This window comes from Salmonella sp. SA14318, assembly GCF_029866905.1.
In the GTDB taxonomy this organism is placed as follows: domain Bacteria; phylum Pseudomonadota; class Gammaproteobacteria; order Enterobacterales; family Enterobacteriaceae; genus Salmonella; species Salmonella enterica.
Genome location: NZ_CP123282.1, coordinates 609,920 through 629,959, shown reverse-complemented (window position 1 = coordinate 629,959; position 20,040 = coordinate 609,920). Strand labels below are relative to the sequence as shown.

18 protein-coding genes and 1 other RNA gene are annotated in these 20,040 nt (G+C 52.2%); 10 read left to right on the top strand and 9 right to left on the bottom strand.

Features of this window, described 5'->3' with window-relative positions; all coding sequences use genetic code 11:
• Positions 1-38: 38 nt before the first annotated feature.
• The 8 genes from tdcC to garL form a co-directional block, all read right to left on the bottom strand.
• Positions 39-1,370 (bottom strand): threonine/serine transporter TdcC, encoded by a 1,332-nt coding sequence (tdcC, locus tag QEN32_RS03020; RefSeq protein WP_000108129.1) that lies wholly within the window; start codon positions 1,368-1,370, stop codon positions 39-41.
• Between the two features lie 20 nt (positions 1,371-1,390).
• Complete coding sequence (tdcB, locus tag QEN32_RS03015) at positions 1,391-2,380, bottom strand: bifunctional threonine ammonia-lyase/L-serine ammonia-lyase TdcB (protein WP_000548368.1); 990 nt, start codon at positions 2,378-2,380, stop codon at positions 1,391-1,393.
• A 97-nt stretch (positions 2,381-2,477) separates the two neighbouring features.
• A complete protein-coding gene (gene tdcA / locus QEN32_RS03010) occupies positions 2,478-3,416 on the bottom strand; it encodes a transcriptional regulator TdcA (protein WP_001094907.1) in 939 nt (312 codons plus the stop codon).
• Positions 3,417-3,956: 540 nt separating this feature from the next.
• Complete coding sequence (locus QEN32_RS03005; protein WP_265321931.1) at positions 3,957-4,295, bottom strand: hypothetical protein; 339 nt, start codon at positions 4,293-4,295, stop codon at positions 3,957-3,959.
• A gap of 164 nt (positions 4,296-4,459) precedes the next feature.
• An RNA gene (gene rnpB, locus QEN32_RS03000) (RNase P RNA component class A) lies at positions 4,460-4,834 on the bottom strand.
• Between the two features lie 32 nt (positions 4,835-4,866).
• Positions 4,867-6,012 carry a glycerate 2-kinase gene (garK, locus tag QEN32_RS02995; RefSeq protein WP_000706464.1) on the bottom strand — a complete coding sequence of 382 codons (1,146 nt, stop codon included), beginning with the start codon at positions 6,010-6,012 and terminating at the stop codon, positions 4,867-4,869.
• A gap of 97 nt (positions 6,013-6,109) precedes the next feature.
• Positions 6,110-7,000, bottom strand: coding sequence for a 2-hydroxy-3-oxopropionate reductase (gene garR / locus QEN32_RS02990; protein ID WP_000178106.1), 891 nt, complete (start codon positions 6,998-7,000; stop codon positions 6,110-6,112).
• A gap of 25 nt (positions 7,001-7,025) precedes the next feature.
• Positions 7,026-7,796, bottom strand: coding sequence for a 2-dehydro-3-deoxyglucarate aldolase (gene garL / locus QEN32_RS02985; protein ID WP_001057715.1), 771 nt, complete (start codon positions 7,794-7,796; stop codon positions 7,026-7,028).
• Positions 7,797-8,325: 529 nt separating this feature from the next.
• Between garL and garD the strand changes: the two genes are divergently transcribed.
• From garD to QEN32_RS02945, 8 genes are all read left to right on the top strand, one after another.
• Positions 8,326-9,897, top strand: a complete 1,572-nt coding sequence (gene garD, locus QEN32_RS02980) for a galactarate dehydratase (RefSeq protein WP_001273720.1) — start codon at positions 8,326-8,328, stop codon at positions 9,895-9,897.
• A 257-nt stretch (positions 9,898-10,154) separates the two neighbouring features.
• A complete protein-coding gene (locus QEN32_RS02975) occupies positions 10,155-11,009 on the top strand; it encodes a tagatose bisphosphate family class II aldolase (RefSeq protein WP_000469979.1) in 855 nt (284 codons plus the stop codon).
• Between the two features lie 119 nt (positions 11,010-11,128).
• Positions 11,129-12,400, top strand: coding sequence for a tagatose-bisphosphate aldolase subunit GatZ (gatZ, locus tag QEN32_RS02970; RefSeq protein ID WP_001805535.1), 1,272 nt, complete (start codon positions 11,129-11,131; stop codon positions 12,398-12,400).
• A 14-nt stretch (positions 12,401-12,414) separates the two neighbouring features.
• A complete protein-coding gene (gatA, locus tag QEN32_RS02965) occupies positions 12,415-12,879 on the top strand; it encodes a PTS galactitol transporter subunit IIA (RefSeq protein WP_000080445.1) in 465 nt (154 codons plus the stop codon).
• A 30-nt stretch (positions 12,880-12,909) separates the two neighbouring features.
• On the top strand, positions 12,910-13,194 hold the full coding sequence (gene gatB, locus QEN32_RS02960; RefSeq protein WP_000824293.1) for a PTS galactitol transporter subunit IIB: 285 nt from the start codon (positions 12,910-12,912) through the stop codon (positions 13,192-13,194).
• A 3-nt stretch (positions 13,195-13,197) separates the two neighbouring features.
• The gene (locus QEN32_RS02955) at positions 13,198-14,571 is read left to right on the top strand and encodes a PTS galactitol transporter subunit IIC (protein WP_000490601.1); all 1,374 of its coding nucleotides are present in this window, start codon (positions 13,198-13,200) and stop codon (positions 14,569-14,571) included.
• A gap of 43 nt (positions 14,572-14,614) precedes the next feature.
• Positions 14,615-15,658 (top strand): galactitol-1-phosphate 5-dehydrogenase, encoded by a 1,044-nt coding sequence (gene gatD / locus QEN32_RS02950; RefSeq protein ID WP_000844174.1) that lies wholly within the window; start codon positions 14,615-14,617, stop codon positions 15,656-15,658.
• Positions 15,659-15,768: 110 nt separating this feature from the next.
• Entirely contained in the window at positions 15,769-16,542 is a 774-nt protein-coding gene (locus QEN32_RS02945; RefSeq protein ID WP_265321930.1) for a DeoR/GlpR family DNA-binding transcription regulator, read from the top strand.
• Positions 16,543-16,699: 157 nt separating this feature from the next.
• Here the strand turns inward: QEN32_RS02945 and rsmI are convergent, their stop codons facing one another.
• Positions 16,700-17,563, bottom strand: a complete 864-nt coding sequence (rsmI, locus tag QEN32_RS02940) for a 16S rRNA (cytidine(1402)-2'-O)-methyltransferase (RefSeq protein ID WP_000812290.1) — start codon at positions 17,561-17,563, stop codon at positions 16,700-16,702.
• A 63-nt stretch (positions 17,564-17,626) separates the two neighbouring features.
• Between rsmI and QEN32_RS02935 the strand changes: the two genes are divergently transcribed.
• Positions 17,627-19,669, top strand: coding sequence for a penicillin-binding protein activator (locus QEN32_RS02935; RefSeq protein ID WP_265321929.1), 2,043 nt, complete (start codon positions 17,627-17,629; stop codon positions 19,667-19,669).
• Complete coding sequence (locus QEN32_RS02930; protein WP_000057285.1) at positions 19,627-20,022, top strand: YraN family protein; 396 nt, start codon at positions 19,627-19,629, stop codon at positions 20,020-20,022. The genes QEN32_RS02935 and QEN32_RS02930 overlap by 43 nt, the downstream gene beginning before the upstream one ends.
• Positions 20,023-20,040 lie beyond the last annotated feature (18 nt).

Below are 20,040 nucleotides of genomic sequence, written 5' to 3'. Positions count from 1 at the left end.
TCCGCGCCCTGGGGCGGAACGCAGGCTAAACGTGAGGATTAGAACAATTTGTAGACAATATTCAGGATGGTCAGCAGACCAATCAGGGTGACGAACACGTTATCCAGACGACCACGGTACTTCGCCAGCGACGGCGCTTTACGAATGGCGTACATCGGCAGCAGGCATAACAGCGAGGCGATAATCGGCGCGCCCATCGCTTCAATCAGGTCCAGAATGTTCGGGTTTGCGTAAGCTACGACCCAGGTAGACCCCATAATGAAGATCATGCTGATGGTATTAAGCTTGCCCATAGAGACTTTGGTTTTATCGCCTTTATAACCGAATTTCAGCACCAGGCCGTTCAGCCCTTCCAGCGTCCCCAGGTAGTGGCCGAAGAAAGATTTGAAAATAGCAACCAGCGCGATGATAGACGCGCCATACTCCAGCACCGTTGCAAAAGTGGATTTTGTCCCCGACAAAGAGGCGAAATGGTTGGCCAGGTAGGAAAGTACCGGAATGTTCTGCGCTTTCGCATCCGCCATGTTCTGCGGAGAGAGCGTAAACAGGCAGCTAAAGGCGAAGAACATCACCACGGCGACCATCAGCATACTGGCGCGCGAGATGATCTGTGAACATTTACGCTCGGTAAATTCGCGGCCAAACTCTTTCTCATACTCTTCCCGCTTAGACACCACGAAGGAAGAGACGATGGGCGAAAAGTTAAAGGAGAACACCATGATAGAGATGCCCAGCCACACCGTAACCAGTATGCCATCGTGCCCGGTCAGCGCGATATTACTGAGATCAACCTGATCGATAACCGCCGAGTTCCAGTAAGGAATCAGCGATAATGAGATTAGCACCAGGCTGGCGATAAACGGCCATACCAGGTAACTCATCACCTTAACCATCAGATCTTTACCAAACCAGATCACAAAGGCCATCAGCAGCAGCAAGAACAGCGCCACGAAACCGCGATTCAACGCTGGCATCTGCAACTGGTTTTCCCAAAACGTCATGAACGTGTTAGTAATGGTGACGCCATAAATCCACAGCAGCGGACAAATCGCAAAGAAGTAAAGGAACGTGATAACTACCCCGCCCGTTTTACCAAAGTGCTCTTCGACCGTTTCCGTAATATTGCCGGACGGATTAGATCCGGATAAACACAGACGCGCCAGCGCCCGGTGACAATAGAACGCAATGGGGTAAGCTAAAACCAGCATCAGCAGAATGGGGATAAGCCCGCCAAACCCGGCGCGGATAGGGAAAAACAGCACCCCGGCGCCAATGGCGGTACCAAATAAACCCAGCGTCCACGTCGTGTCCGATTTACGCCATGACGACTGTTTTGCCTGGCTGGATACAATGCTATCAGTAGTACTCATATCCTATCCTCACGAAAAGATTAAGCGTCAACTAAACCCGTAATTTGTGATACACGAGAAAGATCGATATTGCCGCCAGAAATAATACTGACCGTTTTTCTGTTCTGAATATGGCTATCTAATTTCCCGCTTAATAGTGCGGCGCAGGCCAGAGCGCCAGCGCCTTCAGTAATAACCTTATTGCGCTGAATTAAAGCGATCATGCTGTTACGAATTTCATCTTCGCTAACCAGGACAATGTCATCGACTAATTCACGAACGATTTCATAGGTTAAATTACCCGGGCGGGAGACATCACAACCATCCGCCAGGGTGCCGGTCGTTCGGTGCGTGGTTATTTCGCCAGCGTAATAAGACGCCGCCATACCGTGAACATTTTCGGCCTGTACGCCGATAACTTTAATGGTCGGGTTAATCGATTTAATCGCAATGGCAATACCTGCAATTAAACCACCGCCGCCAATAGGCACGATGACATTATCGACATCGTACAGATCTTCCATAATTTCCAGACCAATAGTGCCCTGCCCGGCAATGACTTTTGGATCGTCGTAAGGCGGAATAAAAATGCGGCCTTCGGTTTCGACAATTTCACTCACCTTAGCAATGGTGTCATTGAAGTTGTCACCGTGGAGCACCACTTCCGCCGAATAATCACAGGTGGCCGCCACTTTTGACTTTGGCGCGCCCTTCGGCATCACGACTTTGCCGTCAATACCCAGCATTGCGCAAGAAAGAGAAACGCCCTGTGCATGATTACCTGCGGAACAGGCCACGACGCCTTTACGTTTTTCCGCCTCCGTTAACGAGCTAAGTTTGTTAAAAGCGCCACGAATTTTAAATGAACCCGTACGCTGCATATTTTCAAACTTGAGAAATATTTCGCCTTTGCAACGTTCACTAAAATAGTTAGAGCGAGGCATTCCCGTTTTATATATCTTCCCCGCCAGTCTTTTTTTCGCTTCGAGGATATCTTCAATTGCAACCGGGAGATCGTATGTAATGTGCATTATAACCTCTTAACCTGGGTATTAAAAATAAGTTACCGTTGCCCACTGTTCAAAAGAAACAGGTGGCGTCAATTTCGCTAAATATGTTTATTCCATATCATTCAATTTCTATTAACTGCCTGCGTCTGCATCCATTATATGATGAATATTGCTTAGCCAATTCCACTAATACTGAAGCGGCTTTTTTGATACGATAATTTTTAGACCATACCGCCGCATAACGTGCGACGGGTAACGTGTCTTTTATGGGTATCGTGATAAATTGATTAGAGCCAAAAGGCGTGGTCATATCGCAGGGAATAACAGTTAAGAAATCAGCATTGAGAACAAGATTATATATTGTGACAACGGAATCTGTTTTAACAATGTTTTCGATGCTGATGCCATTTCGTTGTAGAGTGGTGAGTAATTCGCTGTAGTAGCCCATATTCGTTTGCGGCAACACCCACTGTTCGTCTTTTAACGATTCCAGTGTGATGGTGCCGGTGCATGTTCGGGACTTGCTGGCTACCAGGACAAACTCTGATTCAAACAGCGGCTCGACATGCAGATCCTGTAGCTGCATTTCATTACTGAGCGTACCGATAGCAAAGTCCAGCCGCCCGTCGCGCAGGGCCGGCAGGAATGAAGAGAGCTGGGCTTCGTACATGGATACCTGCGCTTTTGGAAAGACCTCTTTGAACTTATGAATCATATCGGACATGAAGGTAAAGCCAATCAGCGAAGGAAAGCCAAACGAGACGTCGACAACGGTATTGCACGTCATACTGTTCATCTCGTTGATCATGTTTTTCATTTCGCGGGTGATAGATTCAGACCAGGAAAGCAGTACCTGTCCCGCTTCGGTCAACGTAACGCCGGTATTTTTACGTACAATTAGCTCAACGCCAAAATAGGCCTCAACATCGCTAATGATTTTACTGACGGCGGGCTGGGTTAACCCTAACGATTTTGCGGCAGAACCGATAGAACCACTTCTAATGACTTCCTGAAAGACCACCAAATGCTGTGTTTTAGGGAGAACAAGAGTATTCATATCTACCGCTCTGAAATAACATTGTGAACGGCAGGAAGTGTAGCAAATTAAATCTTAAAGGTTATGTGCGACCACTCACAAATTAACTTACCGCAATTTTTACATGGTCTTTATTAAATAAAGAAAGCCTATTACTTCAATGAGTTACAAAAATAAAACAGCAACTTAGTCTGATTTCAATCAAAAAATAGGGTCGGGATAACGATATATTATGGCGATAACCAGTCTATTTTACCTCCTATTTTCGACATCCCATGAAGACGATATTTCAATCAATTACGGGGCATTTTATCGACAATTCCAGCGTTAAATTTAAAACGTAATTTCTCAAATTTAAGTATAAACCGAAGGTAAATGCGCTTAAAAACCGTTACGCGTCACATTTTTTTACCTTATTTGTTTGTAAAGAAACATTTAATAAAATTTTAACCAAAATATTTCATACATTTAATTTTCATTTACAACAAATAATTTACACCGCTTTCTTGCTGTTTTTCAGGATGTAATTTTGTGAAAGAAATCGATTGCTTTTCACTTCAACTAAAAAGAGCGCAATCCATAGCGTTTTGTGTTTATCATCACAAAAACGAATAATATTATGTCACCACGGCTGTCAATTAATTGCCGGATGGTGACGCTGGCGTCTTCTGCAACCTCTATACCCTTCACCGGCCTGATAAGCAAAAACCCGCCGAAGCGGGTTTTATGAAGAGATGAAACTGACCGATAAGCCGCTTTCTTTTGGGTATAGCGTCGTGGACAGTCATTCATCCTGTCGCCCGGTAAAAGCATAAACCCGCCGAAGCGGGTTTTATGAAGAGGTGAAACTGACCGATAAGCCGCTTTCTTTTGGGTATAGCGTCGTGGACAGTCATTCATCCTGCCGCCCTGTAAAAGCAAAAACCCGCCAGCTTACACTGACGGGTTTTATGAAGAGGTGAAACTGACCGATAAGCCGCTTTCTTTTGGATATAGCGTCGTGGACAGTCATTCATCCTGCCGCCCTGTAAAAGCAAAAACCCGCCGAAGCGGGTTTTATGAAGAAGTGAAGCTGACCGATAAGCCGGGTTCTGTCGTGGACAGTCATTCATCTAGGCCAGCAATCGCTCACTGGCTCAAGCAGCCTACCCGGGTTCAGTACGGGCCGTACCTTATGAACCCCTATTTGGCCTTGCTCCGGGTGGAGTTTACCGTGCCACGGACTGTTACCAGCCGCGCGGTGCGCTCTTACCGCACCCTTTCACCCTTACCTGATCCCACTTGCGTGGGCCATCGGCGGTTTGCTCTCTGTTGCACTGGTCGTGGGTTTCCCCCCCAGGCGTTACCTGGCACCCTGCCCTATGGAGCCCGGACTTTCCTCCCCTCCGCCCGTCTCCCCGAAAGGACGACGACGAAGCGGCGACTGTCTGGTCAGCTTCGGCGCGCAGTATAGAGGGTTCGCGCGACTTTGTCACCCTGCGCTGCGCATTCCTATCGCCAGAGCGGCAGCAACATTTCTGGATGCCCGATAAATATTGTCAAAAGCGCCCCGAAAAGCCTCCTCCAGCGTCACGATGCGCGTGAGTACGCTAAAGACAGCGTCGATGCCATAATGATGCACTATCCCTACATCGTGCGTCAGGCTGCCGGCAATGCCAATCACTGGCTTATGATATTTTTTCGCCACATTCGCGACGCCAATCGGCACTTTACCGCGAATACTTTGGCTATCAATCCGCCCTTCTCCCGTCACCACCAGCGTACAGTCGTGGATATGCTCCTCCAGGTTCAGTGCCGCCGTGACAATTTCGATCCCGCTGCGTAATTCCGCGCCGAGAAAAGCCATTAACGCCGCCCCCATACCGCCTGCCGCGCCTGCGCCGGGCGCCGCCTTTACGTCGACATTCAGCGATTTTTTTATGATGTCGGCATAGTGAGCAAGATTTCTGTCCAGCTCAACAATGTTCTCTTCGGTCGCGCCTTTCTGCGGCCCAAAAATTCGTGATGCGCCGTTGTCGCCGATCAGAGGATTAGAGACATCGCAAGCGACACGAATCGCGCAGAGTTTTAAACGGGGATCGAGCTCTGAAATATCAATGTCGCTTAGACAATGAAGGCTTCCGCCACCGTAACCGATATCCGCGCCGTTTGCATCGCGCAGTTTTGCGCCCAGCGCCTGCATCATCCCTGCGCCGCCGTCATTTGTCGCGCTGCCGCCAATGCCGATAATGATATTGCTTGCGCCGCTTTCCAGCGCCTGCAATATCAGCTCCCCCGTTCCCCGCGAGGTAGTAATCAAAGGGTTGCGTTTTTCTGGTGGAACCAGCGCCAGTCCGCTGGCCGCCGCCATTTCAATAAACGCGGTTTTACCATCCCCGGACATTCCCCAGCAGGCTTTCACTTTTTCACCCAACGGCCCGGTCACCCATGCGGTGCGTTCAACGCCCTGCGTCGCGGCAATCATGGCTTCGACCGTTCCTTCGCCGCCATCGGCAACCGGAACAGAGACATATTGCGCATCGGGGAAAATTTCCCGAAATCCTTTTTCTATCGCCTGCGCTACCTCGGCGGCAGAAAGGCTTTCTTTATAGGAGTCGGGGGCAATTACGATTTTCATAGTGGTAGCCTGTTACTGCACAACGCCGGATGGCGTTTCACTTATCCAGCCTGAAATTCAGGCCCGGATCGCTACACGCCATCCGGGCACAACGTCGTTAGCGAGTGACTTCCACTTTCGCCAGTTTTTCGTAGTAGCACGCCAGCGCGCTATGGTCGTCATTACCGTGTCCATCCGCGCGTAACGCCTGCATCATTTCCATAACGGCGGCGGTCAGCGGGAGCTGCGCGCCAACGCCGTGGGAGGTATCCAGCGCATTCGCCAGATCTTTAATGTGCAGATCGATACGGAAACCTGGTTTAAAGTTTCGGTCCATGACCATCGGCGCTTTCGCATCCAGTACCGTACTGCCAGCCAGACCGCCGCGAATCGCCTGATAGACCAGATCCGGGTTGACGCCCGCTTTAGTCGCCAGCGTCAGCGCTTCAGACATGGCGGCGATATTCAACGCCACGATCACCTGGTTAGCCAGTTTTGTGACGTTGCCTGCGCCGATATCGCCGGTATGCACCACTGAACCCGCCATCGCTTTCATCAGGTCGTAGTACTTGTCGAAAATGGCTTTATCGCCCCCCACCATCACCGACAGCGTGCCATCAATCGCCTTCGGCTCGCCGCCGCTGACCGGCGCATCCAACATCTCAACGCCCTTCGCCTTCAGCGCATCGCTGATTTCACGGCTTGCCAGCGGCGCGATAGAACTCATATCAATCAATACGGTTCCCGGCTTCGCGCCTTCGATGATACCGTTCTCGCCCAGCGCAACCTCTTTCACATGCGGAGAGTTAGGCAGCATCGTGATGATGACGTCACACTGTTCAGCGATCGCCTTCGCCGTAGAGGCCGTTTCCGCGCCTGCGGCAATGACGTCGGCAATCGCTTCAGGATTACGATCGGACACCACCAGCGAATACCCTGCTTTCAGTAAGTTTTTGCTCATGGGCTTACCCATGATGCCTAAGCCAATAAAGCCAACTTTCATCGTCATAGCGTTCTCTCTTTCCATACCAGGATTATTTTTTAAAGGTGTCGGCAAGCTTCTGCGTGCTGGCGCGGAATGCGCCTAAATCGCTGCCAACGGCGACAAAGGTCGCGCCCCATTCCAGATAACGGCGGGCATCCGCCTCTACCGGCGCCAGAATGCCGCACGGTTTACCGTGCGCTTTAGCGCGGGCGAAAATATGTTGAATCGTCTGCTGCACGTCAGGGTGAGAAGCATTGCCGAGATGACCCAGCGCGGCGGCCAAATCGCTTGGGCCGACAAAAATGCCATCAACGCCTTCCGTTGCGGCGATGGCATCAACATTGTCGACACCCAACTGGCTTTCGATTTGAACAATAATGGTGATGTTTTTGTTCGACTGCGCAAAGTAATCAGGCACCGTACCGAACATATTCGCGCGGTGAGAAACGGAGACGCCGCGAATGCCTTCCGGCGGGTAACGCGTCGAGGCGACGGCGCGAGCCGCTTCCTCTTGCGTTTCAACAAAGGGGATCAGGAAGTTATAAAACCCAATATCCAGCATCCGTTTGATAATGACCGGTTCATTGGTTGGCACACGTACCACAGGCGCGCTGGCGCTGCCTTTCAATGCCATTAACTGCGGAATTAAGGTGGTCACATCGTTCGGCGCATGTTCGCCATCCAGCACCAGCCAGTCAAATCCCGCCAGACCAAGAACTTCGGTGGTGATTGGGCTTGCCAGTGCAGACCAGCAGCCAATCTGCACCTGTTGCGCCGCCAGCGCCGCTTTAAACTTATTCGGGAAAATAGCGTTATTCATCGCTTATACCTTCGCTTATTTCTTTAATTCTCTACATGTGATGCCGCCACCATAACTTATAGCAACGACAATAAAATGCTTATCTGAAATCAGAATGGGTCTCCGCATTCTATTTCTAATGTGGTACACATCCTGTAGCACAATATACCGTTCTGATATCTTTATCGTCTTTTATTATTATCATGGTATTTTCAAATAACTCGTCAGATACACTGAATTCGCCATTCAGTATAAACAGCCTATGGCGGATAATCATTGTGCAAACGCTCATTAAAAAGGGATTATTTAACGCTTATTTTTGAGCATACGCCCATGATACTGGGCGCTAATGCACACATTTACGCTTTACCCGGCCTACATAAAAAATTTCATAATTTGCGGTGATCTGGATCACATTCTTATATTTATACTCCTGTCATTCTTATTTCATTATGCATGAACTTTATTTCTTATATTGAGATTTAACGATTTAACCATAACCAAAATAGATAATCCTATTTCTATCATCCAGGCTGGAGAATGTTGAACAATGGCCAATATCGAAATTCGCCAGGAATCGCCATCGGCGTTTTATATAAAAGTACATGAAACCGATAATGTCGCAATTATTGTTAATGACCACGGTCTTAAAGCCGGAACACGTTTTCCGGATGGCCTGGAACTGACTGAACATATTCCGCAAGGCCATAAAGTTGCTCTGACGGATATCCCCGCTCACGGCGAAATCATCCGTTATGGCGAAGTCATCGGTTATGCGGTACGCGACATCCCACGCGGAAGCTGGATCGACGAGTCGCTGGTTGAACTGCCAAAAGCGCCGCCGCTGAATACGCTACCGCTGGCGACCAAAGTACCGGAACCGCTGCCGCCGCTGGAAGGCTATACGTTTGAGGGCTATCGTAACGCCGATGGCAGCGTCGGCACCAAAAATCTGCTTGGCATTACCACCAGCGTGCACTGTGTGGCGGGCGTGGTCGATTATGTGGTGAAAGTGATTGAGCGCGATCTCCTGCCCAAATACCCGAATGTCGATGGCGTTGTAGGGCTAAACCATCTGTACGGCTGCGGCGTGGCAATCAACGCGCCGGCGGCGGTCGTGCCGATTCGCACGATTCATAATATCGCGCTCAACCCCAATTTTGGCGGCGAAGTGATGGTGATTGGCCTCGGTTGCGAAAAACTGCAGCCGGAACGACTGCTGGAAGGCACCGAGGATGTTCCCGCCATCGCCGTTGAAAGCGCCAGTATTGTGCGTTTACAGGACGAGCAGCATGTCGGCTTTAAATCAATGGTCGACGATATTTTGCAGGTCGCCGAACGCCATCTGACGAAACTGAACCAGCGCCAGCGCGAAACCTGCCCGGCCTCCGAGCTGGTCGTCGGGATGCAGTGTGGCGGCAGCGATGCGTTTTCCGGCGTCACGGCAAACCCGGCGGTGGGTTATGCTTCCGATCTGCTGGTACGCTGCGGCGCGACCGTCATGTTCTCGGAGGTCACCGAAGTGCGCGATGCCATTCATCTTCTGACGCCGCGCGCCATCAACGAAGCCGTGGGTAAACGCCTGCTGGATGAGATGGCCTGGTACGATAACTATCTTGATATGGGGAAAACCGATCGCAGCGCTAACCCGTCCCCTGGCAACAAAAAAGGCGGCCTGGCGAACGTCGTGGAAAAAGCGTTGGGCTCTATCGCTAAATCGGGTAAGAGCGCCATTGTCGAAGTATTGTCGCCGGGCCAACGCCCCACCAAACGCGGCCTGATTTACGCCGCGACGCCCGCCAGCGATTTCGTCTGCGGCACGCAGCAGGTCGCTTCCGGCATTACCGTACAGGTCTTTACCACCGGACGCGGCACGCCGTACGGGCTGATGGCGGTGCCGGTCATTAAAATGGCGACGCGTACCGAGCTGGCGAACCGCTGGTATGACTTAATGGATATCAATGCAGGCACCATCGCCACGGGTGAAGAGACAATCGAAGATGTGGGCTGGAAGCTGTTTCACTTTATTCTCGATGTCGCCAGCGGCCGGAAAAAGACTTTCTCGGACCAGTGGGGCCTACATAACCAACTGGCGATATTTAACCCGGCGCCAGTGACCTGATCCAGTCAGTACCCTTCTCCGACCAGGGTATAACCGCATAATCTGTAGACCGGGTAAGCGCCAGCGCTACCCGGTATTTTTTCGCCCTTAGCCTGTAGCCTGAAGTATGTCTGCCCGACATGCTTTTTTTATGCCTGACTTTCGATAACTTCCATTTTATTTCGAAACTTTCACTTATCAGATCAAAATCACAAAAAAACATTCCGAAAGCCTATAAATTCTTTCACAGAAAACAAACGAAAGATTTCGGAGGAAGGATGTTTATCATTTCAGGCAGAACAATGCTAAAGAAGGCGCAGCAGGAAGGTTATGCTGTGCCGGCGTTTAACATCCACAACCTGGAGACATTGCAAGTGGTGGTGGAAACCGCCGCAGAATTGCGCTCTCCGCTGATTGTCGCCGGTACGCCAGGCACCTTTAGCTACGCAGGCGTCGGTAATATCGTGGCCATCGCCGCAGAACTGGCGAAAAGCTGGAACCATCCTCTCGCGGTACATCTCGATCATCATGAAAAACTGGCCGACATCAAAATGAAAGTCGCCGCCGGGGTACGCTCGGTCATGATCGACGGGTCGCATTTCCCCTTTGCCGACAATATTGCGCTGGTGAAAAGCGTGGTTGATTACTGTCATCGCTACGATGTCAGCGTTGAAGCTGAACTTGGGCGTCTCGGCGGGCAGGAAGACGATCTTATCGTTGACGGCAAAGATGCGCTTTATACCCATCCGGAACAGGCCCGGGAATTTGTAGAAAAAACGGGTATTGACTCGTTAGCCATTGCTATCGGCACCGCTCACGGCCTCTACACCGCTGAACCAAAACTTGATTTTGAACGACTGACGGAAATTCGTCAGCGGGTTGATGTCCCCTTAGTCCTTCACGGCGCCTCTGGCCTGCCGACCCGCGATATTACCCGCGCTATTTCGCTGGGCATCTGCAAAGTTAACGTCGCGACCGAGCTTAAAATCGCCTTTTCCGGCGCGCTTAAAAACTATTTAACGCAACACGCAGAGGCCAGCGATCCCCGCCATTACATGATCCCGGCGAAAGCGGCCATGAAAGAGGTTGTACGTAAAGTGATTGCCGACTGCGGTTGTGAAGGGAAGCTCTAAAGCCCCCGGATTTAGCACGGCAAAGGGCGTTTTCATAGCTGGATCACGAAAGCCATTATTATCCTTTGCCTTCAAACCAAAAATATTATGAAGATAAACAAAAGATATCGGAGCCAGAAGTGAAAGAAATAATTTCTCGTCACAAAGCAGGGGAACAGATAGGGATCTGTTCCGTATGTTCAGCACACCCGCTGGTGATTGAATCCGCATTACGTTTTGATCTGAATAGCGGGAACAAAGTTCTGATCGAAGCGACCTCTAACCAGGTGAATCAGTTTGGCGGTTATACCGGAATGAAACCGGCTGATTTTCGTGATTTTGTTTATGGCATTGCTCAGGAAGTGGGATTTCCACGTGAGCGGTTGATTCTTGGCGGCGATCATTTAGGGCCTAACTGCTGGCAGAACGAACCTGCAGATACGGCGATGGAAAAATCCGTCGAACTCATTAAGGCTTACGTCGCTGCCGGGTTTAGCAAAATCCATCTTGATGCCTCTATGTCCTGCGCTGACGATCCGACGCCGCTGGACCCAATGGTTGTCGCTAAACGCGCCGCCCTGCTTTGCCAGGCAGCGGAAACGACGGCGACCGACGAACAAAAACGCCATTTAACCTATGTTATCGGCACTGAAGTTCCGGTTCCGGGCGGGGAAGCCAGCGCCATTAACGCCGTGCATGTTACCCGCGAACAGGATGCGGCCCGCACGCTGCAAACGCATCAGGCTGCTTTTCGCGCCCTGGGGCTGGAGGAGGCATTGAACCGGGTTATCGCGATTGTCGTACAGCCGGGCGTAGAATTCGACCATACACAGATTATCCACTATCAACCGCAGGCCGCTAAAGCGCTTTCCGACTGGATAAAAGAAACGCCGATGGTCTATGAAGCACACTCCACCGATTACCAAACTCGCCAGGCCTACCGTGCGCTGGTACGCGATCATTACGCCATTCTGAAGGTCGGCCCGGCGCTCACTTTCGCGCTGCGCGAAGCCATTTTCGCACTTGCGCAAATGGAAAACGAACTGATCTCCCCGGAACAACGTAGTCGGGTATTGGAGGTCATTGATGAAGTTATGCTAAACGAACCGGGCTACTGGAAAAAATACTACCGTCCAACCTGGAGCCAGGCGATGGTCGACATCCACTTTAGTTTGTCTGACCGTATTCGCTATTACTGGCCGCACCCGCGTATTCGTCAAAGCGTAGAAAAGTTAATCGCCAATCTGAACAACGTCACATTGCCGCTGGGATTAATTAGCCAGTTTATGCCCGTACAGTTTGAACGCCTGTCTGAGGGCGTGCTCACCCCCACGCCGCATAACCTGATTATTGACAAAATTCAGGATGTTCTGCGCGCTTATCGCTTCGGTTGCACGCCGGATGTCGCCTGAATAATGGAGAATTTATGAGCCAACTATTTGTCCGAACCGGAATCACATTCGACTCGAGCCAACAGGCGCTGGCGCACATTGGCAAAGAGATGCTGGCGAAAGGCGTGGTACATGATAGTTATCCGCAGGCGCTGGTGGAACGTGAAGCGTCTTTTCCTACCGGCATTGCGCTGGAGCGTCACGCCGTCGCTATCCCTCATTGCGAGGCGGTTCATGCGAAATCACCCGCTATCTATCTGATTCGTCCAGATAAGCCGGTCATGTTTCAACAGGCGGATGATGACGAAGAGATTGCTGTTTCGTTAATCATCGCCTTAATCGTTGAAAACCCGGCGGCACAGCTAAAACTTCTGCGCCGCCTGTTTAGTGAGCTACAGAACCCGAGCACCCTCGATGCCCTGTTAAGCGCGCCGGATGCCGAACTGGCGATACGCTTTCAGGAAACCATCCTTGAGCCTGAGCAGTGCGTCCAGGTTTGATAATAAATTGATAATAATGAGGAATACCCTATGAAACGTAAAGTAATTGTGGCCTGTGGCGGTGCGGTTGCAACCTCAACGATGGCTGCGGAAGAAATTAAAGAGCTATGTGATGCCAACCATATTGAGCTCGACTTAGTGCAATGCCGGGTCACCGAAATCGAAACCTATATGGACGGCGCCGATCTTATCTGTACCACTGCCAGGGTCGATCGCGCCTTTGGCGATATTCCCGTCGTTCACGGTATGCCTTTTGTTTCCGGCGTGGGTATTGAAGCATTACAGCAAAAAATTCTGTCCATTCTCATGGGGTAACGTATGTTTAGCGAAATAATGCGTTATATCCTCGACTTAGGCCCAACGGTGATGCTGCCTCTGGTGATCATCGTGTTCTCTAAACTGCTGGGAATGAAGCTTGGGGATTGTTTTAAATCGGGTTTGCATATTGGTATCGGCTTCGTGGGTATTGGTCTGGTCATCGGCCTGATGCTGGACTCTATCGGCCCCGCGGCGAAAGCCATGGCGGAACATTTCCAAATCAATCTCCACGTTATTGACGTCGGCTGGCCGGGTTCATCGCCCATGACCTGGGCGTCACAAATCGCGCTGGTCGCGATCCCTGTCGCCATCGGAGTTAACGTCCTGATGCTGGTGACCCGCATGACCCGCGTGGTGAATGTCGATATCTGGAATATCTGGCACATGACCTTCACGGGCGCCATGCTGCATCTGGCGACCGGTTCATACTGGCTGGGGATTCTGGGCGTTGTGGTTCATGCCGCCTTTGTCTACAAACTGGGGGACTGGTTTGCCAAAGATACCCGCGACTATTTTGGCCTCGAGGGGATTGCAATCCCACACGGTTCATCCGCATACCTGGGCCCCGTGGCGGTGCTCGTTGATACCATTATCGAAAAAATTCCGGGCCTCAATCGTATTCACTTTAGCGCAGACGATGTCCAGAAACGCTTCGGACCGTTTGGCGAGCCGGTGACTGTCGGCTTCGTGATGGGGCTGGTGATTGGTGTACTGGCAGGCTACGACGCCAAAGCCGTTCTGCAACTGGCGGTCAAAACCGCAGCGGTGATGCTGCTTATGCCACGCGTCATTAAACCTATTATGGATGGCCTAACGCCTATCGCGAAACATGCGCGTAAACGTCTACAGGCCAAATTTGGCGGGCAGGAGTTCCTGATAGGCCTTGATCCAGCGCTACTGCTCGGTCATACCTCTGTTGTCTCCGCGAGCCTGATATTCATTCCTCTGACCATCCTGATTGCCGTCTTAGTACCGGGGAACCAGGTGCTGCCGTTCGGCGACCTCGCCACCATCGGTTTCTTTATTGCGATGGCGGTTGCGGTACACCAGGGCAACCTGTTCCGCACGCTGATTTCAGGTGTCATTATTATGGGTATCACCCTGTGGATAGCCACCCAGACGATTGGCCTGCATACCCAACTGGCTGCCAATGCCGGAGCGCTAAAAGCTGGCGGACAAGTCGCCTCGCTGGATCAGGGCGGTTCTCCCATCACCTGGCTGCTGATTCAACTTTTTACCTGGCAGAATATCGTCGGCTTCGCCGTCATTGCCATTATCTATCTGGCCGGCGTACTGCTGACCTGGCGTCGCGCCCGACAATTTGTCGCGGCTGAGAAAGCCACGGCGCTACAGCAAAGTCAAATCGCCTCTTAATTTTAGGGGAGCAATCGCTCCCCTCACCTTCCTGGAGAATGTTATGAAATCAGTGGTTATTCACGCTGAGGGAGACGTGCGCGTTGAAGAACGTCCCTTACCACAACTGCAAGCCGAGGACGATGTGTTGGTCAAAGTCGTTAGCTCAGGGCTTTGCGGGTCGGATATCCCGCGTATTTTCGCGCAGGGCGCCCATTATTATCCTATTACGTTAGGCCATGAATTCAGCGGCTACGTTGAATCCTACGGCACAGGCGTAACGGATATGCAGCCTGGCGATGCCGTCGCTTGTGTCCCGCTTCTTCCCTGCTTTCACTGTCCGCAATGCGAACGCGGTTACTTTTCTTTATGCAAACAGTATCAGTTTGTAGGATCGCGCAGCGAAGGCGGTAATGCGGAATATGTGGTGGTCAAACGGGCCAATCTTTTCCGCTTGCCGTCTGATATGCCGATTGAAGATGGCGCGTTTATCGAACCGATTACCGTGGGCTTGCACGCCTTTCATCTGGCGCAGGGCTGCGAGGGGAAAAACGTAATTATCGTCGGGGCCGGGACAATTGGCCTGCTGGCCTTACAGTGCGCGCGGGAACTGGGCGCGCGAAGCGTAACGGCGATTGATATCAATCCGCAGAAACTGGAACTGGCGAAAGCGCTCGGCGCAACGCATACCTGTAATAGCCGGGAAATGACCGCCGACGACATCCAGACCGCGTTGTCCGACATTCAGTTTGATCAACTGGTTCTCGAAACGGCAGGAACTCCCCAGACCGTCTCGCTGGCTATCGATATCGCCGGGCCGCGCGCGCAACTGGCGCTGGTGGGGACGTTACATCACGATCTCACCCTGACAACGCGCACATTCGGGTTAATTTTGCGTAAAGAACTCACGCTCCTCGGCAGTTGGATGAACTACTCCGCGCCATGGCCAGGAGAAGAATGGGAAACCGCAGCGCGCCTGTTGGCTGAAAAACGTCTTCAACTGACCCCTCTCATTGCCCATCGCGGCGATGCGGAAAGCTTTGCAGAAGCAGTCAAAGCGCTTAATGGCGCGCCCATGCAGGGCAAAATCCTACTTCAACTTTCCTGATGGTACGAGCCAGCAACCTGCGCTGGCTCACATTTCCTTTCGAAATTTAGCGTTCACCTTTCGCAATCCTTCGTTTAAACTAGTTACAGTTAATTATCAGGCAAATCAATATGAACTCATTTGAGCGAAGAAATAAAATTGTCGACCTGATTAATACGCAAGGCAGCGTGCTGGTGATGGACCTTTCAAATACCTTTGGTATTTCTGAAGTGACTATCCGTGCTGACCTGCGTCTGCTGGAAGAGAAAGGCCTTGTCACCCGTTTTCATGGCGGCGCGGCAAAACCGGGAAGTCATCTGGCGGAAGGCGACAATCAGGAAGTCATTCTGGAAGATCGGTATCAACTCGCCAGCGATCCGAAAAAGCGGATTGCCCAGGCGGCTGCGGCAATGGTTGAAGAAGGAATGACCATCATTCTGGATAGCGGGAGCACAACATTACTGATTGCAGAAGCGCTCGCGCGAAAAAGCAATATTACGGTGATCACTAACAGCTTGCCTGCCGCTTTTACGCTATCAGAAAATAAAGATCTCACGCTGGTGGTCTGCGGCGGTACGGTACGGCATAAAACCCACTCAATGCACGGCACGATTGCGGAACGCTCGCTATACGGCATCAGCGCCGATGTCATGTTTGTCGGGGCGGATGGCATTGATGCGACAAACGGTATTACCACGTTTAACGAAGGTTATTCCATTAGCGGCGTCATGGCGGCGGCGGCACACAAAGTTATCGCGGTACTGGACGCGACCAAATTTAACCGTCGCGGCTTTAACCAGGTATTGCCGATGGACAAGATCGACTGTGTGATAACCGATGACACCATCAGCAAACAGGATAAAGCGGCATTAGCGAAAACAGGCGTGGAATTAATGATCGTCTAAAAAGGAGTCGGTTATGCGTTGCTGATCGCGAGAGTAAGCCCGAAGGAAAGGCCCGGCCCGCTATCACCGCCCAATGCCCCCATTACTTTACCCACATCAATCACCTGATTGAGTATTAACACGATGGCGATAAAAGGCGGTTCCCGGGCGCTCGCTTTTACTCTTCCTGCTGCCCCAGCGCATACTTATACAGCGCATTTTTCTTCACACCGTGAATTTCTGCTGCCAGCGCCGCCGCTTTTTTCAGCGGCAGTTCTGCCTGTAGCAGCGCCAGCGTGCGCAGCGCGTCGGCGGGCAGGTCGTCTTCTTGCGCTTTATGGCCTTCGACAATCAGCACCATTTCGCCTTTGCGACGGTTTTCATCTTCTTTGACCCACGCCAGCAGCTCGCCGACCGGCGCGCCGTGAATGGTTTCCCAGGTTTTGGTCAGCTCACGCGCCAGCACCACATAACGGGATTCTCCCAATACCGCGACGATATCTTCCAGGCTATCTAACAGGCGGTGGGTTGACTCATAAAAAATCAGCGTTCGCGGTTCCGTTTCAATGGCTTTTAACGCATCACGGCGGCCTTTGGATTTCGCCGGTAAAAAGCCTTCATAGCAGAAACGGTCGGATGGCAGGCCAGCGGCGCTCAGGGCGGCAATCGCCGCACACGGCCCCGGTAGCGGCACCACGCGAATCCCCGCTTCGCGACAAGTACGCACCAGGTGGTAGCCCGGATCGTTAATCAGCGGCGTACCGGCGTCGGAAACCAGCGCAATGTTCTGCCCTTCTTTTAGCTTCGCGACCAGCGTTTCCGCTTTTTGTTGTTCGTTATGGTCGTGCAGCGCGAACAATCGGGCATTAATCCCAAAATGTTGCAGCAATAAACCGGTGTGACGAGTATCCTCGGCGGCAATCAGATCTACAGCCTGTAACACCTCCAACGCACGCTGGGTGATATCCGCCAGATTACCGATAGGAGTAGGTACAATAAAGAGTTGGCCCTGAGAATTATCCGCCGATTCGTTTTGTTTCATTGTGTCGTCCGTATTGCCGATTTAATATTGAGCATTGCGTAAAAAAATATCACTGGATACAGTATGGTACCCTCAACATTTTCTCGTTTGAACGCCGCACGCGCGCTGCCTGTCGTCCTGGCTGCGCTACTTTTCGCCGGGTGCGGCACCCAGGCGCCAGATCAAAGCGCAGCCTATATGCAGGGTTCAGCGCAAGCTGATTCCGCCTTTTACCTGCATCAGATGCAGCAAAGCGCAGATGATAGCAAGACCAACTGGCAATTACTCGCCATTCATGCACTGCTGAAAGAAGGAAAAAGCCAGCAGGCCGTCGACCTGTTCAACCAACTCCCGCAAAATCTGAACGATACCCAGCGTCGCGAACAGTCTTTATTAGCGGTAGAAATCAAACTGGCGCAAAAAGATGTCGCAGGCGCGCAGGCCTTGCTGGATAAACTAAAACCCGCCGACTTTGCGCCACATCAGCAAGCGCGTTACTGGCAGGCGCAGATCGTTGCCAGCCAGGGACGCCCGTCGCTTACCCTGTTGCGGGCGTTAATCGCCCAGGAACCGCTACTGGCGGCGAAAGATAAACAAAAAAATATCGACGCCACCTGGCAGGCGCTCTCCGCCATGACGCCGGATCAGGCCAGGACGCTGGTTATCAACGCCGATGAAAATGTGCTTCAGGGCTGGCTGGATCTGCAACGCGTCTGGTTTGACAACCGCAACGATCCAGACATGCTGAAAGCCGGGATCGCCGACTGGCAAAAACGCTACCCGCAAAATCCGGGGGCGAAAATGCTGCCGACGCAGCTCGTCAATGTGCAACGTTTTAAACCAGCTTCCACCAGCAAAATCGCTCTGCTGCTGCCGCTGAACGGTCAGGCTGCCGTGTTTGGCCGTACCATCCAGCAAGGTTTCGAAGCCGCGAAAAACCTCGGCACCCAGGCGGTGGAGATGCAGCCTGCCGCCGCTCCTGACGCGCCGGTCGAACCTGGCGTGGAGGAGACGCAACCACAAATGACCAACGGCGTCGCCAGTCCGTCGCAGGCCTCGGTGAGCGATCTGACTGATGACGCTCCATCCCAGTCCGCTACGCCAGTCAGCGCGCCACAAACTCCCCCTGCTACAGCAAGCGCACCGGCGGATCCCTCCGCTGAATTAAAAATCTACGATACCTCTTCCCAGCCGTTGGATCAGGTGCTTGCTCAGGTACAGCAAGACGGCGCCAGTATCGTGGTCGGGCCGCTGTTGAAAAACAATGTGGAAGCGCTGATGAAAAGCAACACGCCGCTCAACGTGCTGGCGCTCAACCAGCCGGAAACGGTACGTAGCTTCCCTAATATCTGCTATTTCGCGCTCTCTCCAGAAGATGAAGCCCGTGACGCGGCGCATCATATTTATGACCAGGGCAAGCAGTCGCCGCTGCTGTTGATCCCACGCAGCACGCTTGGCGATCGCGTGGCGAACGCCTTCACCCAGGAGTGGCAAAAACTGGGCGGCGGCATCGTGTTACAGCAAAAATTCGGCTCCGTAGCCGAGCTGAAAATGGGCGTGAACGGCGGCGCGGGTATCGCGTTGACGGGCAGTCCGGTCGCCGCCAGCGTGCCTGCGCAACCGGGCGTCACCATTGGCGGTCTGACTATCCCTGCGCCGCCGACCGACGCGCAAATCACCAGCGGCGGACGCGTAGACGCGGTCTATATTCTGGCTACGCCGGAAGAGATTGGCTTTATCAAACCGATGATCGCCATGCGTAACGGCACCCAGAGCGGCGCGACGCTGTATGCCAGCTCTCGCAGCGCGCAAGGCACCTCCGGCCCCGACTTCCGTCTGGAAATGGAGGGTTTGCAATACAGTGAAATTCCTATGCTGGCAGGCGGCAATATGCCGTTGATGCAGCAGGCGCTGAGCGCTGTACATAACGACTATTCTCTGGCGCGGATGTACGCCATGGGCGTGGATGCCTGGACGCTGGCGAACCACTTTTCGCAGATGCGTCAGGTGCAGGGATTTGAGATCAATGGTAATACCGGCGCATTAACCGCCAGCCCGGATTGTGTGATTAACAGGAAGTTATCATGGCTCAAATACCAGCAAGGGGAGATTGTTCCCGCCAGCTAACGCGTAAACAGGCTGGCGACGCGTGGGAAGCTGCCGCGCGTCGCTGGCTGGAAAGCAAAGGACTGCGGTTTATCGCCGCCAACGTGCGCGAGCGCGGCGGCGAAATCGATCTGATCATGCGCGACGGAAAAACGACGGTTTTTGTTGAGGTCCGCTATCGGCGCTCCGGGCTTTATGGCGGCGCGGCGGCCAGTGTGACCCGCAGCAAGCAACACAAATTATTACATACTGCCCGCTTGTGGCTCGCCCGCCAGAATGGGAGTTTTGATACTGTGGATTGTCGGTTCGATGTGTTAGCCTTCACCGGAAATGAGATTGAGTGGTTTCGGGATGCGTTTAACGACCACTCATAATTGAAGATTTTAAGGATT

Excerpts from the sequence above, each read along its gene's own strand:
- garD (WP_001273720.1), top strand. The coding sequence starts at position 8,326 with ATGGCCAATATCGAAATTCGCCAGGAATCGCCATCGGCGTTTTATATA.
- QEN32_RS02935 (WP_265321929.1), top strand. The coding sequence starts at position 17,627 with ATGGTACCCTCAACATTTTCTCGTTTGAACGCCGCACGCGCGCTGCCT.
- QEN32_RS03005 (WP_265321931.1), bottom strand. The coding sequence starts at position 4,295 with ATGAATGACTGTCCACGACGCTATACCCAAAAGAAAGCGGCTTATCGG.
- rsmI (WP_000812290.1), bottom strand. The coding sequence starts at position 17,563 with ATGAAACAAAACGAATCGGCGGATAATTCTCAGGGCCAACTCTTTATT.
- QEN32_RS02930 (WP_000057285.1), top strand. The coding sequence starts at position 19,627 with ATGGCTCAAATACCAGCAAGGGGAGATTGTTCCCGCCAGCTAACGCGT.
- QEN32_RS02945 (WP_265321930.1), top strand. The coding sequence starts at position 15,769 with ATGAACTCATTTGAGCGAAGAAATAAAATTGTCGACCTGATTAATACG.
- gatB (WP_000824293.1), top strand. The coding sequence starts at position 12,910 with ATGAAACGTAAAGTAATTGTGGCCTGTGGCGGTGCGGTTGCAACCTCA.
- tdcA (WP_001094907.1), bottom strand. The coding sequence starts at position 3,416 with ATGAATACTCTTGTTCTCCCTAAAACACAGCATTTGGTGGTCTTTCAG.
- garK (WP_000706464.1), bottom strand. The coding sequence starts at position 6,012 with ATGAAAATCGTAATTGCCCCCGACTCCTATAAAGAAAGCCTTTCTGCC.
- gatA (WP_000080445.1), top strand. The coding sequence starts at position 12,415 with ATGAGCCAACTATTTGTCCGAACCGGAATCACATTCGACTCGAGCCAA.
- garL (WP_001057715.1), bottom strand. The coding sequence starts at position 7,796 with ATGAATAACGCTATTTTCCCGAATAAGTTTAAAGCGGCGCTGGCGGCG.
- tdcC (WP_000108129.1), bottom strand. The coding sequence starts at position 1,370 with ATGAGTACTACTGATAGCATTGTATCCAGCCAGGCAAAACAGTCGTCA.
- gatD (WP_000844174.1), top strand. The coding sequence starts at position 14,615 with ATGAAATCAGTGGTTATTCACGCTGAGGGAGACGTGCGCGTTGAAGAA.
- tdcB (WP_000548368.1), bottom strand. The coding sequence starts at position 2,380 with ATGCACATTACATACGATCTCCCGGTTGCAATTGAAGATATCCTCGAA.
- QEN32_RS02955 (WP_000490601.1), top strand. The coding sequence starts at position 13,198 with ATGTTTAGCGAAATAATGCGTTATATCCTCGACTTAGGCCCAACGGTG.
- QEN32_RS02975 (WP_000469979.1), top strand. The coding sequence starts at position 10,155 with ATGTTTATCATTTCAGGCAGAACAATGCTAAAGAAGGCGCAGCAGGAA.
- garR (WP_000178106.1), bottom strand. The coding sequence starts at position 7,000 with ATGACGATGAAAGTTGGCTTTATTGGCTTAGGCATCATGGGTAAGCCC.